Here is a 14,192-nt window from a genome sequence, read left to right on the forward strand (position 1 = left end):
CATTCTACTGAAGCCTTTTATTAATTATTATGAAGTATAAGTAAAAGCCGGGATAGGATCAATAAATGTATTCCAGTTTTGTTTCATTTCTTTCTCTGTTAATAGACAACTATCTAATGATTGTTCAATTAAAGAACGGTTCATATCAATTCCGATAAATACGAGTTCGGTTATTCGATCTCCATATTGTTTATCCCAGTTTTTCAATACTTCTGGTTCTTCTGTAATCATTTGATTTCTTTCAGTTTCAGGCAATGCCGCTATCCACTCACCGGCTCCTTGAATTGTAATAGAGGAACCTGCTTGAGATAGAAGCCCTATCATATTATTACGAGATGCCAGCCAGAAGAATCCTTTCGCTCTTACAACATCTAAAGGCCATTTTTCTAGCCAATTCATAAGGCGCTTGGGATGGAAAGGATATTTGCGGCGGTAAACAAAGGAATTGATACCGTATTCTTCCGTTTCCGGTGTATGATGGTCACTATTTAATTCTTGTATCCAGCCGGCCGATTGACTGGCTTCTTCATAATTAAATAGATTTGTGTTTAAAATTTCTTGTAATGGTACTTTGCTAAACGAAGATTCAAGAACTTTTGCATTAGGATTTAATTTTTTTAGTAAATGATGAAGCCCTATCACATCTTCTTTTTCTAGCAAATCTATCTTATTAAGAATAATTACGTTTGCAAACTCAATTTGATCTATTAATAAATCAATAACTTCCCGGGTATCATTCTCATCGATTGCTTGTTTTCGGTCTAATAAACTTTCTCCATCTGCAAAATCATCCCAAAATCTATTTGCATCTACAACTGTAACCATCGTATCGAGGCGACAATTTTTCGTTAAATCAATGTTAAGGACTTCGTCTGTATAAGTAAACGTTTGAGCAACTGGAATAGGCTCACTTATACCAGAAGATTCAATAATAATATAGTCAATATCACCATTTTCCACAAGACGATTCACTTCTATCATTAAATCTTCTCGTAGTGTACAACAAATACAGCCATTTTGAATCTCTACTAGTTTTTCCTCCGTACGTGAAAAACCACCCTTTTTTATAAGAGATGCATCAATGTTTACTTCGCTCATATCATTAACGATAACAGCTACTTTTAAGTTATTCTTATTAGTCAAAATGTGATGTAGTAAGGTAGTTTTTCCAGATCCTAAAAAACCACTTAATACAGTGATAGGTACTTTTTTCATGAAATGATCTCTCCTTTAAATCGTAATGATTACGTTGTATATTAAACGATAGGAAAAGGAAAAGCAATAATAAATCATAATGATTACGATTTAAGAATAGAAATAGACTATAAAATTTGTGCTGTAGTATGAAGAATTTGGACAAGCACATGTTTACATATAAATAAAATGGAGGCGAGAAGCTTGGTCTTTAATAGAGTTTCAAAAGAATTAGTAGGCATAGCTCTTATCGCTATGTTTCTCTTTTTATTATTTTTTGTAGATTTTACAAGTCTAGTAAATTTGCATAAAAATATACCGCAGGAATGGTTGAATGTGAATACGGTATTTTTAAGTATCATTTTTGAAGCAATACCTTTTATTTTATTAGGGGTCATTGTTTCTTCATGTATTCAAGTGTTTGTGACGGAAGATATGATTCAAAAAGTAATGCCAAAATCTCCAATTGTTGCAATGATTCCAGCAGTATTTGTGGGAGTTCTTTTTCCAATGTGTGAATGTGTGATTATACCAATTGTAAGAAGGCTCATTCAAAAGGGGTTACCACTTCATGTAGGCATTGTTATTTTACTGAGTGCACCCATTATGAATCCAGTCGTTTTTTTATCTACTGTATATGCGTTTCAAAAAAATGATTACGTTGTATATGCACGCTTTGGGATAACAATTCTAGTTGCTCTATTCATAGGTCTAATTGTGTATTATTGCTATCGCGCAAGAAATGTTTTAAAAGACGTAGAGGTTTCAGTTCAAACAAGCAAAAAAAAGAGTTGGAAAGATGTTATGAATCACACTGTAGATGAGTTTTTTGATACTGGTAAGTATTTATTGATTGGTGCTTTTTTAGCAAGTGTATTTCAAACGTTTTTTGATCGGAATGTACTGGATGCAGTAGCACATAACGAAGTAATTGCTCCCGTTATTATGATGGGGTTTGGTTATGTTTTATCAATTTGCTCTGCAGCCGATGCTTTTATAGCGGCGTCTTTTGGACATATTTTCTCGGTAAAGGCACTTCTCGCATTTCTTGTGTTTGGGCCTATGCTTGATATGAAAAATACGTTAATGCTATTTGCGTATTTTCAAAAGAGATTTGTATTCTTTTTGATAGGAATTGTCATTGTATCTGTGTATATCATCGTGCAAATCATAATGTTATAGGAGGTGAGAAAGAATGGAGAAAGAGGAGCAGAAGGCGTATCATCGCTATATACGTGGCATTATTTTAATTGGTTTAGCAATGCTCTTATTTAAGCTACTTGTAACAGGGAATATTTATAATTTTATCGCTCCAAAAATGATCAAATTTACGTATATAGCTTTTGTAGTAATTTTAATTTTTGGTACTGTACAAGTTTTGGGAGATGGAAGAGAGAAACAGCATGATTGTAATTGTTGTAAACATCATACAACATCAAAATCAGGGATAAAAAGTTTCTTTGTATATGTTTTATTTGTTGTTCCGATAGTTAGTGCTTTTCTCTTTGGAAGTGTAACAATTGATGGAAGTTTAGCAGGAAAAAGGGGGATGAATCAAAGTGTACAGGCGAGAAGTCTAGAAAGGAACGAAAAAGAGGGGGAACAGGTTAAGTTTGATGGGCGAGAAGTATCAGTTGATCCAGAAGAAACATCAAATTTAGCAACGACTTATAAAACGGAAGAGCAAGTAGTAAAAAGTATGTTAGGACAGCGTAAACTACAAGTAAAGGATAAGGACTATGTTCAAACAATGAATGTAATTGGTCAAAATGTTAATTGGTTTAAAGGGAAAGAAATTACATTTTTAGGGTTTATATATAAGGATAAAGATGTGACGGGGAATAAAGTAGTAGTGGCTCGATATGGCATAACTTGTTGTATTGCGGATGCATCAGTCTGGGGGATGATTGTTACCGGGAAAAATATTGAAAAAATTCCAAAAGAAACATGGGTGAAAATAACAGGATTATTAGATGAAACGACATATAAAGGAACAGTCTTTCCACTTGTAAAAGTAAACAAAATCGAGAAAATTAATAAGCCAACTGATCCATATGTATATGATGCTTTACCTCAATAGAAAAGAATAAATTCTTCATATTTTCATGAAATAGAATCATAATCAAGGCGATAAAAAAATAAAGATAAGAGTAATTTGGTTTGTTAAAAATATGTGCAGAAGGAGTTATGCGATGAACTGGGTTACTCATAAACCATCATTTGAATTTGAAACATTTAGTCCTATTATTCGGTCACAATCTGCTTGGAGTGGACATTTAGATTTTGCATATGACTTAGTACGATTTGAAAAACCAGAAACTTTAGTTGAGTTAGGTACACATTTAGGAGCCTCCTTTTTTAGTTTTTGCCAGGGAGTAAAAGATGGAGGGTTATCGACTAAATGCTTTGCAGTAGATACTTGGGCTGGAGATGGGCATACAGGTCCATATGGAGAAGGGGTTTTTCAAATAGTAGAGAAAGTAGTGAGCGATAACTACCTTAATATAGGAAATTTAATTCGATCTACTTTTGATGATGCTGTAGACCGGTTTCAAGATGAAACGATAAATCTTTTGCATATTGATGGCTATCATACGTATGAAGCTGTTTCTCACGATTATAATACATGGCTACCGAAAGTCGCGAAAAACGGTATTGTATTATTTCATGATATTGAAGTTAGAAGTAGTGATTTCGGCGTGTATAAGTTTTGGGATGAGGTAAAAGCGAAGTACCCTCATTTTCAATTTGCGCATTCATATGGACTGGGAGTGTTATTTCCGAAGGGTTGTAGTGATAAGTTTGAGGAAATACTTAAAAATAAAGAAGAAATACAAAATATGTATAAATAAAGATAGGGCATGCATCATTTTAATGATGTGTGCCCTATTTTTGTGTGGAAAATAATAGTGTGAATTAAAAAGTGAAGATAGTTGTAAAAAGTTTTGTTGCAACAAATATTAAAAAAGTTAGTATGGGATTGTACCTTGTAAATAAAGTGAAGCTTTAATATGTTCATATCGATTCGGAATTTTACAGTAGTTAATTTCTTACCCAAGTGCTTTGCACTTACTGAATTTTAAGGCGGAGGTCTTATTGGCCGAAAATATCGGGATAAATAAAAATACAACATTTTTTATATTTTTCATTGCGAAAAACGTAATCTACTTTTACAATAGAAAGGGTTGTGAATATATTATACTGGAAAAATAAATCGAAATAATATGAAAATTTTGTTTTGTCTTCGCTAATTGTATATTACATACATGTAAGACGACATACGTCATGTTATCGACTTGTAAGGAGAGAAAAAAATGAAAAGTGTAAGATTACCATCGATGCTAGAAATCATAGTTCTTTTATTACTATTTCTTGCTGTTGTCTTTTCCTTCCAAACGATTTTTGATCTCCCAATTCAATTAGCGCTATTTATTTCATGGTTTTTAGTAATTGCGCTTGGATTAAGATTAGGATTTCGTTATCAAGAATTGCAAGATGCAATTACGAAAGGGATTTCTAACGGATTAGAAGCGATACTGATTTTAGTTGCAGTAGGTGCTTTAATTGGAACATGGATTGCTGGTGGGGTAGTACCAACATTAATCTATTATGGATTAGAATTTATTCACCCTAGCATATTCCTATTAGCAACATTAATTATTTGTTCTATAACTTCTATCGCAACAGGAACGTCTTGGGGAACAGTGGGAACAGCAGGTATTGCTATGATGGCGATTGGTGAAGGACTTGGTTTACCACTTCCGCTTGTTGCTGGTGCAGTTCTTTCAGGAGCTTATTTCGGCGACAAATTATCACCACTTTCTGATAGCACAGTTCTTGCAGCTTCTATGGCGAAAGTAGATGTTATTGCTCACGTTCGAGCTATGCTCGTATTAGATGTTCCGGCTTATATTATTACTAGTATTATGTTTACTGTAGCTGGTTGGATGTATGGCGGCGATAATGTAGATTTGAATCGAGTAGAATTTTTAAAAGAAGCTTTATTAAAGCAATTTGATATTAAAATATGGATGCTTGTTCCGGCGGTCATTGTTATCGTTCTATTAGCGATGAAGAAACCGTCTATGCCAACAATTGCAATGGGAGCTTTAATTGGTGCAATTTGGGCAACTCTTTTCCAAGGGATGAACTTTGGAGAGGCGATTGGAACAGCTTATAACGGATTCTCAATTCAATCTGGTGTTGAGTTTGTTGACAAGTTATTAAACCGTGGTGGAATTAACGGCATGCTTGGCTCAGTAGCCGTTATTATTTTCGGTTTAGGATTTGGTGGATTACTTGAAAAACTAGGTGTTTTAAAAGTAATCGTATCAAAATTTGAGAAGAAATTAAATTCTGCAGGTAATGTAACATTGTCTACATTAATCGTGGCATTCTTAGCTAATATATTTGGTTGTGCGATGTATGTATCACTAATTTTAACACCAAAAATTATGGAAGATAGCTATGATAAATTAAAAATAGACCGTCGTGTATTAGCGCGTAACTCAGAAGTAGGTGGAACGTTAACTTCAGGTATGGTTCCATGGTCTGATAATGGTATTTTTATGGCTGGTATTTTAGGTGTAGCAACGTTCTCATACGTTCCGTTTATGTGGTTAAGCTTCGTATCGTTAATTTTAGCAGTTATTTACGGATATACAGGCAAATTCATCTGGTATGTAGATGATGCAGATAAAGGAAAGCAAGCATCATAAAATAAAAATCACCTTCTACAATATGTAGAAGGTGATTTTTTTATTTTTTAATAGCATTTGCTAAAGTAATTTCATTCTCATATTTAGCAATTTTTTGTTGTATCTTTTTTAAGTTTTTTTCAGTGTCTTGCATGAGCTGTAAGACATTGGTCTCCTGTTGTTTCATTAATTCTAACCTTTGAAGGATGGTAGATTCTCCTTCCATAGACCAGTCGATAAATTGTTTTATTTTTTGAATTGGCATACTGGTGTTTTTTAAACACAAAATCATTTCTAAATATTTCAGTGCTTCTTCATCAAAAACTCGATCTCCTTTTTCGTTTCTTTGCAGAAAAGGAAACAGTCCTTGTTTATCGTAATAACGTATTTGAGAAATAGTTAAATGTTGCATTTTGGCGACTTGCCCAATTGTATAATACATATCATTCATCCTTTTATTACCAAGGTATAATGCCATCTTTGTTAAGTATTTTACCATTATAGTTTGTTTCACTTAATGCATATTTAATAATAATTTTAGCACTTTCAGTGGTTGTATGGCCACCGGGGGAATTTCCATTAAGATCCGTAGTTGTAAAACCAGGAGTTACCCCAAATACTTCTGGACCGTTAGTGGCAAATTCTTTACTAAAAGCTAATGTTAAAGCATTAATAGCTGTTTTTGAAGAATTATATCCTAGTGTATTAATTGGATGTGTTTCACCATTAGCAAACATTGTTAGTGAGGCCATGTCAGTTGTTACATTTATTATTTTACTGTTGCTTGAATTCTTTAATAATGGTAAAAAGGCTTGCATCATTTGGAAAGTTCCAAAAAAATTAACTTCAAATCCTTGGCGTAAAGTTTCAATATTTAATTCACTAGGTAGCATATTGAAGTCTAGCGCTATGCCTGCATTATTAATTAATAAATGTAAGTGATCAGTCGTTTCGTAAATTTTCTTTGTTGCTTCTTGAATGGATTGTGAATTTGAAATATCTACTTGAATATAGGAAACGTTTGAAACATTTAAAGATTCTACGGCTTGTTGTCCAAGTTGTTCATTACGAGCACCTAAAAATACGTGATAATCTTTTTCTGCTAATTGACGAACAAGTTCATATCCAATTCCTTTATTCGCACCTGTTATAAAAGCATATTTTTTCATATTGAATTCCTCCAGTAATGTTATAGTAGGTTACAATGGAAAGGATACAGCCTAAACTTAAGTTTAGGTCAAGAGGAATTTTTTTAAATAAATATAGAATATCTATATATAAGAGTGAGAATTCTTATCATTTAAGAGAAAGTCTGTTATTATAAGAGATGTAGGTATTATATTTTCAAGGGGATGAAAACATGGAGTACAGAATTGAAAGAGATACATTAGGAGAAATAAAAGTTCCAGCTGATAAATTATGGGCAGCACAAACACAACGTAGTAAAGAAAACTTTCCAATTGGAACAGAGCAAATGCCGCTTGAAATTGTAAAAGCATTTGCAATTTTAAAGAAGAGTGCAGCGCTTAGCAATCAAAAATTAGGAAAGCTATCAGAAGAAAAAGCAGAAGCAATTGTAGAAGCTGCGGATGAAGTGATTGCAGGGAAATGGAATGAACATTTTCCGCTTGTCGTATGGCAAACAGGTAGTGGTACACAGTCAAACATGAATGTGAATGAAGTAATTGCAAATCGTGGGAATCAAATTTTGAAAGAGAAGGGATCTGACGTACATATTCATCCGAATGATGATGTGAACATGTCACAAAGTTCAAATGATACATTTCCAACGGCGCTTCATGTAGCTTGTGTAATCGCAGTAGAAAATCACGTATTACCAGCAATTACGAAATTAAAAGAAACTTTAGCAGAAAAAGTAACTGCATTTGAACATATTATAAAAATTGGTCGTACACATTTACAAGATGCAACGCCGTTAACTTTAGGGCAAGAAATTAGCGGATGGCACCGTATGCTTGAAAAAACAGAGCGTATGATTGCAGAGAGCAATACATATATGAAAGAGTTAGCAATTGGTGGAACTGCGGTTGGAACAGGTATTAATGCTCATCCTAAATTTGGTGAGATGGTATCAGAGGAAATTAGTCAATTTACAGGTAAACAATTTGTTTCTGCACCAAATAAGTTCCATGCATTAACGAGCCATGATGAAGTTGTATATACCCACGGTGCATTAAAAGCATTAGCTGCGGATCTAATGAAGATCGCTAACGATGTACGTTGGCTTGCAAGTGGTCCACGTAGTGGTCTTGGAGAAATTATTATTCCAGCAAATGAACCGGGAAGCTCTATTATGCCAGGTAAAGTAAATCCAACGCAAAGTGAAGCGTTAACGATGGTTGTAGCGCAAGTAATGGGGAATGATGCAACAATCGGATTTGCTGCGAGCCAAGGTAACTTTGAGTTAAATGTATTTAAACCTGTTATTGCTTATAACTTCTTACAATCAGCTCACTTATTAGCGGATGCAATTGTTTCGTTTAATGACAATTGTGCAGTTGGTATTGAAGCAGATGAAGAAGTAATTAATGAAAATGTGAATCGCTCACTAATGCTTGTAACAGCGCTAAACCCACATATCGGATATGAAAATGCAGCGAAAATTGCGAAGCATGCTCATAAAGAAGGATTAACTTTAAAAGAAGCAGCATTGCAATCTGGGCTACTAACAGAAGAGCAATTTGATGAAATTGTAGATCCAAAGAAAATGATTGCTCCAAAAGAGTAATAGAAAAAGCCAGGGTTCTTAGTATAGAATCTTGGCTTTTTTGATGTTCATTTTTATGTTTCATCTACTTGCAATACTACAAGCTTCAAAATATATTATTTGTTAGCAGGCGTATTCATTACTTTCATCTGTGGGCAGTTCTCTTTTAAGAGTGAAATGAATTTTTCTTCTTCTAGTGGTATGAAAGTGGTCACTGAGTCAAATAAATTGTAATGGATTTCTAATTGTTGTCTAGTCCATTTTTTTGAATGAAGTTTTTTACCAGAGTATTTAACGTGACGAATATCTTCAAATGGAATTTCAGTATGAAAAATGAAACCGTGTTTTACAACAAGAGATGATTCCGTTACGTTGTAGTGAGAGAAATAGAATGAAGAAAGATTCACGATATTTAGCAGCATCATGAGAGTGAAAAAAATAGAATTTTCATTTTGGAAGAATAACGAAACGAAAAAAATAATTATAAATAATGTAATGAAAATGACGTGGAATGGATTTTTTTTCGCTTTAAATTTCAAGTTAGTCACCTCGGTATACTTGTTCTTTAACTAAATTAAATCATAACATTGTGATAAAACGTGTGAATATGCAGAATTGCATATTCACACGTTTTATTATTCATGTAAAATTTCTTGATGGGATAAATTCAAAAGAAGTTTTGTAATAGTGGAGTGGCATAAAGTGACTTACAAGAATAGAAAGATAGCGTTAGTCATAATTAGTTGTATGATGATTATGAGTAGTTGTGCTAATAAATTTGTTGAAGATAGAAATCGAAAGCATACATTTGTACAAGCAAGTAAGGTTTTAGTAGAGACTGTAAATAGAATATATAAAAAGTAAAGGATGTTTTCTTATACGAAAACATCTTTTTTGTAGTTAAAATTGAATACTGAAGTTTTGTAATGAGTGAATATCAGTTCCATATTCACTAATCGCATATGCGTTCTGTGCAATTTACTTAACGGTAAACCAAGGGTCTTGAAGAATATTCATGTTCTATTTTACATCCTATAAAATGAATTTGTATAAACATATTCGCTTTTCGTTGTATTAAATCCTTTCGATAGATGTTTTTATAAAAGTTTATAAAATGGGCAAACGAAACGTTGAAATGTTTGTTTGTGTTGTGATAAGATGATGAAGTAATAATAAACGATATAGCGATTTGTTTGGTTTTTAAATAAACATTTTGAAGGAGTGTTTAGTATGAACGATATTTCAGAGAAGTTTTGGGATGCGTCAATAGAGGAATTAAAGAAAGGGTATGTGTTTGATGAAGAAAAAGAGGGGTACATTTGCTTAGCTTGTGGTGAAACATTTATTAAAGGTGTTATTTATCAAGATAATCAAGTTTTGTATGAAGCAGAGAAGTTCGTCCAATTGCATATTCAAAATGAGCATACGTCTATGTTTGATTATTTGCTAAATATGGATAAGAAATTTACTGGATTAACGGATTTACAAAAGAAAATGGTTCAGTTTTTCTATATGGGACTGAATGATAAAGAAATTGTAAAAGAGATGGATGGCGGAAGTACATCAACAATTCGTAATCATCGATTTACACTGCGAGAGAAAATGAAACAAGCAAAAGTATTTTTAGCGCTAATGGAATTATCAGAAGAAAAATCAAAAGTACAAACGAAATTTGTGCCAATTCATAGAACAGCAACGATGGTAGATGATCGATACAATATTACGGAAGAAGAAAATGATGAAGTATTAAAAGCTCATTTTACAGAAGGGTTAGATGGACCTCTCTCTAAATTTCCGAAGAAACAAAAGCGTAAATTAATTATATTGCGCCATTTAGTGAAGAAGTTTGATAGTAATAAAAAGTATACTGAAAAAGAAGTAAATACAGTGATAGAAAATGTATACCCTGATTTTGTAACATTAAGAAGATATTTAATCGAATATGGATTTTTAGATCGAACAGCCGATGGAAGTCAATATTGGGTGAAGTTATAATCATACGAAAAGAAAATGAATAGAAGCACAGTATTATAACAACTATACAAAGAGATAGAGATTGAAAATAGATGTTTAATAAAAGGAGAAATGAAATTTGAAACCACCTGCAGATAACAATAAAGAAGGTGCGGAGTCACATAAGTTGGAAAGTGAGAGTAAACCGATTTGGAAATCGATGTCGATGTTTTTAGTACCGTTATTATTAAGTAATGTACTACAATCAGTTGGACAATTATTTGGTATGGTAGTAGTAGGAAGATGGCTTGGAGTTAATGATTTAGCGGCTATATCAGCATTCTTCCCATTATTTTTCTTGCTCGTTTCATTTGTAATTGGTATCGGTTCAGGAAGCTCTATTTTAATTGGTCAGGCGTTTGGTGCTAAAAACGAAGATCGTTTAAAAGCTATCGTTGGTACGACGCTGACATTTACCTTTATTATTGGAGTTGTGTTGGCGATAATAGGAAGTATTTTTGCGATGGATATTATGCGTCTAATGGGAACACCAGAAAATATTATTGAAATAAGTGTACATTATGCACGGATTTTATTTATATCGATGCCAGTATTATTTTTATATTTCGCATATACAACATTTATGAGAGGTACAGGAGATTCTAAAACGCCATTTTACTTTTTAATTGTAAGTACAGCACTAAATATGATTTTATTACCAGTTCTTATTTTTGGATGGTTAGGAGCTCCGAAATTAGATGTGTATGGAGCAGCCTATGCATCTGTTATATCTACAGTTATTACGTTTATTGTCATGCTTGTGTATTTAAAGAAGAAAAATCACCCATTACAACTAGATGGAACGGTTAGAAAATACCTTCGAATGGATGGGGAGTTATTAAAGCTATTGCTAAGGCTCGGTATACCGGCAAGTATAAATATGATATTAGTTTCATTATCTGAGATTGCCGTAATCGCATTTGTAAATCGTTACGGTTCGGATGCAACAGCTGCTTACGGCGTTGTGAATCAAGTTGCAAGTTATGTACAAATGCCAGCAGTTAGCCTTGGTATTACAGTTTCTATTTTTGCAGCACAATCAATTGGGGCGAATCAATTTGATCGATTGCAGAAAGTTGTGAAGGCCGGAATTATTATGAACTACGTCATCGGTGGTGTGTTAATATCTCTTATTTATTTATTCTCAAGAGACATTTTATCACTATTTTTAACGAGTCAAACTACAATTGAAATTGCTCATAGCTTAGTTATGATTACGTTATGGAGTTATTTAATTTTCGGTCATGCACAAATTATTAGTGCGACAATGCGAGCGAGCGGTACAGTACTTTGGCCAACTGTTATTGGAGTTGTTTCAATTTGGCTTGTAGAAGTACCCGTAGCATATTATCTTTCTTACCATACAAGTCTTGGAATAGAAGGTATCTGGATTGGGTATCCAGCAGCATTTATTGTCAGCTTACTATTGCAGTATGCATATTATAAGCTTTCATGGCAAAAGAAACGAATTACACGATTAGTTAGTTAAATAGAAAAAATGTCCCTAAGTTATTAGACTTAGGGACATTTTTTCTTAAGTGCAGGTTTACAAATAGCTTTTTAAAGTTATATCAAAATGTTGTCTAATGAGAGTTTTATCACTCATATAAAACTCCCACGCTTTTTCTGATTCACCGATAATCTCAAAGGATTCCTCTGTAATATATAAAGCGCAATTATCCTCCAGTGCAATTCCTTCTATATTCCCTTGATGATTTTGTAAAAAGGAATGGAAGGCGTTCATTCTGTTTAATTGATTATAATGTGGACAAAATCTTTTATTAACAATACCCCATCCGTTACTCTCTATGTAACCAGAACCTTCATAATCTGATCGGATACTAGACGTGAACCAACACATAGCACCAGCGCTATAACCAGCAATAAGTGTTCCTTGTTGCAGAGCCAATAATAATTTTTTATCAAGTCTATGTTCTTTCCATTGCGTAAGCATGTGAATATAGTTTCCGCCACCTAGATAAATTAAATCGGCTGAATGAATCATCTCCTCTATTTCATACTTAGAAGGTGAATCTGTTGTAATGCGTAAAATTTGTACTTCACAATGTAATTGTTTTTCAAACGTGTCTAAAAATAATTTTATATAGCTTTCATCATCATGACTAGCCGTTGGAATAAACAATATTTTTGGGTACTGTTTATTTGTTAATTCTATAAGGCGTTCATTAATAGGCAAGTGATTTGAATCTTGTAAATCACCGCCACCAATGACAGCTAATTTCATAGTAAAGCACCACCTAATTATTTTTGTTATATAAAAATTCGATAGAAGAGAGTTACATTCCTTCCGTAATATAATCAATAATTAGAAAATGTAGCTTAAGTATATCGGAATAGTAAAGAAACTACTGACTATATATACCAATGCATTAGAAACCATACATTGATATATAATATTTCATACTAATGTTTCAAAATATGGAAAAAATATGTTTAAATAGATATAATGACGCATTGATTCATATTGAATTTATACTTATATTTTAAAAGGGTATCGGAAATAATAGCGATTTTTTAAAACAGTTTTTACTTTTAATAGGAAGTTGTATTACAATATGTTAAAATTATTTCAATATATTTATTTAATATGAAATACAAAGAAGGAGCGTGAAAAAAGTGGATTTTCGATTTGAATTTACAACGAAGCTGAAAGAATACTTAGACGATGAGAAGGATGAAAAAATAATAAAAGATGGACACAGAGATGTAATTTTTCACTATTTATATGCGTTAGAGACTGAAATTGGCGTTGTTAAAAATCCTAATTTTACTTTTTTTGCATCAGGAAGACGTTCACATATAGTGTTAGAAAACGTTGAATTTAAAACAGAAGTAAATGTAAAAAGTAATATAATTGAAATTACAAAAATAGTGGATAATGTAGCTATTCCGTTAGATACTATCGTAGCGAAAGATCGGGAATTATTTGCACTTGGACGTAATGAGAAGTTTAGTGTACAAATATTAGAGCAGTATCTTTTTGATACATTTGGAGATAAGTTAGGCTTATAATGAATAGAATGAGGTACGTATTTATAGGTAGTGAATTTTAGTTTATATTACTCGCGTTTGACCTCTCATTTAATTTGTACTACAATTCGTAGTGTGAAAGGAGTCATACGATGTTTACGCAAAACTATAGGTTAAATGAGCAAGGATTAAATCATTTCTTTGGACCGCTTGAAGCGAAGATTATGGAGATTATTTGGTCTACTGAAGGTATTACTATTAAAGAAGTCCAGCAGAGATTAAGTGAAGAATCGCCTGTGAATTTTAATACTGTTATGACAGTTATGAACAGGTTAGTAGAGAAATTACACCTAGAAAAACAGACTGTGAAAAGAAGTGGCTTATATCGTGCTATACAAACGAAAGAAGAATTCTTATCCAATCAAACGAAGAAAATGACACAGGAATTAGTGGGGGAATTTGGAGATTTAGTTGTAACTCATATGATAGATGAGCTAGAGCAGGCTGATCCGAATTTAATAAAAAAATTAGAAGACAAATTGAATCAGTTAAAAAAAGAGGATCGATGA

General features: G+C 32.9%; 15 protein-coding genes. 10 read left to right on the plus strand and 5 right to left on the minus strand.

Features of this window, described 5'->3' with window-relative positions; translation table 11 throughout:
- Positions 1-27 precede the first annotated feature (27 nt).
- Positions 28-1,215 (minus strand): GTP-binding protein, encoded by a 1,188-nt coding sequence (locus DN404_RS21700; RefSeq protein WP_149215447.1) that lies wholly within the window; start codon positions 1,213-1,215, stop codon positions 28-30.
- 168 nt (positions 1,216-1,383) lie between these two features.
- On the opposite strand from DN404_RS21700, the gene DN404_RS21710 reads away from it, so the two are divergent.
- The 4 genes from DN404_RS21710 to nhaC all read left to right on the plus strand — a co-directional run bounded on the left by DN404_RS21710 (position 1,384) and on the right by nhaC (position 5,912).
- Entirely contained in the window at positions 1,384-2,376 is a 993-nt protein-coding gene (locus tag DN404_RS21710) for a permease (RefSeq protein WP_179951869.1), read from the plus strand.
- 13 nt (positions 2,377-2,389) lie between these two features.
- Positions 2,390-3,274: a TIGR03943 family putative permease subunit gene (locus DN404_RS21715; protein ID WP_149215449.1), complete on the plus strand. Its 885-nt coding sequence runs from the start codon at positions 2,390-2,392 to the stop codon at positions 3,272-3,274.
- Between the two features lie 112 nt (positions 3,275-3,386).
- Positions 3,387-4,046: a class I SAM-dependent methyltransferase gene (locus DN404_RS21720; protein WP_001104673.1), complete on the plus strand. Its 660-nt coding sequence runs from the start codon at positions 3,387-3,389 to the stop codon at positions 4,044-4,046.
- A gap of 462 nt (positions 4,047-4,508) precedes the next feature.
- Entirely contained in the window at positions 4,509-5,912 is a 1,404-nt protein-coding gene (gene nhaC, locus DN404_RS21725; RefSeq protein WP_000843992.1) for a Na+/H+ antiporter NhaC, read from the plus strand.
- A 40-nt stretch (positions 5,913-5,952) separates the two neighbouring features.
- Here the strand turns inward: nhaC and DN404_RS21730 are convergent, their stop codons facing one another.
- Together DN404_RS21730 and DN404_RS21735 are read right to left on the minus strand one after the other, a co-directional pair.
- The gene (locus DN404_RS21730; RefSeq protein WP_016122254.1) at positions 5,953-6,333 is read right to left on the minus strand and encodes a MerR family transcriptional regulator; all 381 of its coding nucleotides are present in this window, start codon (positions 6,331-6,333) and stop codon (positions 5,953-5,955) included.
- 16 nt (positions 6,334-6,349) lie between these two features.
- Complete coding sequence (locus tag DN404_RS21735; protein WP_000759549.1) at positions 6,350-7,060, minus strand: SDR family NAD(P)-dependent oxidoreductase; 711 nt, start codon at positions 7,058-7,060, stop codon at positions 6,350-6,352.
- Positions 7,061-7,251: 191 nt separating this feature from the next.
- Here DN404_RS21735 and fumC point away from each other — a divergent pair, with 191 nt between their 5' ends.
- Positions 7,252-8,640 (plus strand): class II fumarate hydratase, encoded by a 1,389-nt coding sequence (gene fumC / locus DN404_RS21740; RefSeq protein WP_000456608.1) that lies wholly within the window; start codon positions 7,252-7,254, stop codon positions 8,638-8,640.
- 95 nt (positions 8,641-8,735) lie between these two features.
- Here the strand turns inward: fumC and DN404_RS21745 are convergent, their stop codons facing one another.
- Positions 8,736-9,158 (minus strand): PH domain-containing protein, encoded by a 423-nt coding sequence (locus DN404_RS21745; RefSeq protein ID WP_000669070.1) that lies wholly within the window; start codon positions 9,156-9,158, stop codon positions 8,736-8,738.
- A gap of 163 nt (positions 9,159-9,321) precedes the next feature.
- Here DN404_RS21745 and DN404_RS30620 point away from each other — a divergent pair, with 163 nt between their 5' ends.
- The 3 genes from DN404_RS30620 (at position 9,322) to DN404_RS21755 (ending at position 12,121) form a co-directional block, all read left to right on the plus strand.
- A complete protein-coding gene (locus tag DN404_RS30620) occupies positions 9,322-9,483 on the plus strand; it encodes a hypothetical protein (RefSeq protein ID WP_000221432.1) in 162 nt (53 codons plus the stop codon).
- 366 nt (positions 9,484-9,849) lie between these two features.
- The gene (locus DN404_RS21750) at positions 9,850-10,614 is read left to right on the plus strand and encodes a DUF2087 domain-containing protein (RefSeq protein ID WP_097861580.1); all 765 of its coding nucleotides are present in this window, start codon (positions 9,850-9,852) and stop codon (positions 10,612-10,614) included.
- A gap of 97 nt (positions 10,615-10,711) precedes the next feature.
- Positions 10,712-12,121, plus strand: coding sequence for an MATE family efflux transporter (locus DN404_RS21755; RefSeq protein WP_000804128.1), 1,410 nt, complete (start codon positions 10,712-10,714; stop codon positions 12,119-12,121).
- A 57-nt stretch (positions 12,122-12,178) separates the two neighbouring features.
- Here DN404_RS21755 and DN404_RS21760 read toward each other — a convergent pair whose 3' ends face one another.
- On the minus strand, positions 12,179-12,877 hold the full coding sequence (locus tag DN404_RS21760) for a peptidase E (RefSeq protein WP_149215450.1): 699 nt from the start codon (positions 12,875-12,877) through the stop codon (positions 12,179-12,181).
- 392 nt (positions 12,878-13,269) lie between these two features.
- On the opposite strand from DN404_RS21760, the gene DN404_RS21765 reads away from it, so the two are divergent.
- Positions 13,270-13,665: a DUF3942 family protein gene (locus DN404_RS21765; protein WP_000347524.1), complete on the plus strand. Its 396-nt coding sequence runs from the start codon at positions 13,270-13,272 to the stop codon at positions 13,663-13,665.
- A 110-nt stretch (positions 13,666-13,775) separates the two neighbouring features.
- Positions 13,776-14,192: a BlaI/MecI/CopY family transcriptional regulator gene (locus DN404_RS21770; RefSeq protein ID WP_000495077.1), complete on the plus strand. Its 417-nt coding sequence runs from the start codon at positions 13,776-13,778 to the stop codon at positions 14,190-14,192.

The sequence above is a fragment of the Bacillus sp. TE8-1 genome (genome assembly GCF_008368855.1).
In the GTDB taxonomy this organism is placed as follows: Bacteria; Bacillota; Bacilli; order Bacillales; family Bacillaceae_G; genus Bacillus_A; species Bacillus_A cereus.

Excerpts from the sequence above, each read along its gene's own strand:
- DN404_RS21700 (WP_149215447.1), bottom strand. The coding sequence starts at position 1,215 with ATGAAAAAAGTACCTATCACTGTATTAAGTGGTTTTTTAGGATCTGGA.
- DN404_RS21710 (WP_179951869.1), top strand. The coding sequence starts at position 1,384 with ATGGAGGCGAGAAGCTTGGTCTTTAATAGAGTTTCAAAAGAATTAGTA.
- DN404_RS21715 (WP_149215449.1), top strand. The coding sequence starts at position 2,390 with ATGGAGAAAGAGGAGCAGAAGGCGTATCATCGCTATATACGTGGCATT.
- DN404_RS21720 (WP_001104673.1), top strand. The coding sequence starts at position 3,387 with ATGAACTGGGTTACTCATAAACCATCATTTGAATTTGAAACATTTAGT.
- nhaC (WP_000843992.1), top strand. The coding sequence starts at position 4,509 with ATGAAAAGTGTAAGATTACCATCGATGCTAGAAATCATAGTTCTTTTA.
- DN404_RS21730 (WP_016122254.1), bottom strand. The coding sequence starts at position 6,333 with ATGTATTATACAATTGGGCAAGTCGCCAAAATGCAACATTTAACTATT.
- DN404_RS21735 (WP_000759549.1), bottom strand. The coding sequence starts at position 7,060 with ATGAAAAAATATGCTTTTATAACAGGTGCGAATAAAGGAATTGGATAT.
- fumC (WP_000456608.1), top strand. The coding sequence starts at position 7,252 with ATGGAGTACAGAATTGAAAGAGATACATTAGGAGAAATAAAAGTTCCA.
- DN404_RS21750 (WP_097861580.1), top strand. The coding sequence starts at position 9,850 with ATGAACGATATTTCAGAGAAGTTTTGGGATGCGTCAATAGAGGAATTA.
- DN404_RS21760 (WP_149215450.1), bottom strand. The coding sequence starts at position 12,877 with ATGAAATTAGCTGTCATTGGTGGCGGTGATTTACAAGATTCAAATCAC.
- DN404_RS21770 (WP_000495077.1), top strand. The coding sequence starts at position 13,776 with ATGTTTACGCAAAACTATAGGTTAAATGAGCAAGGATTAAATCATTTC.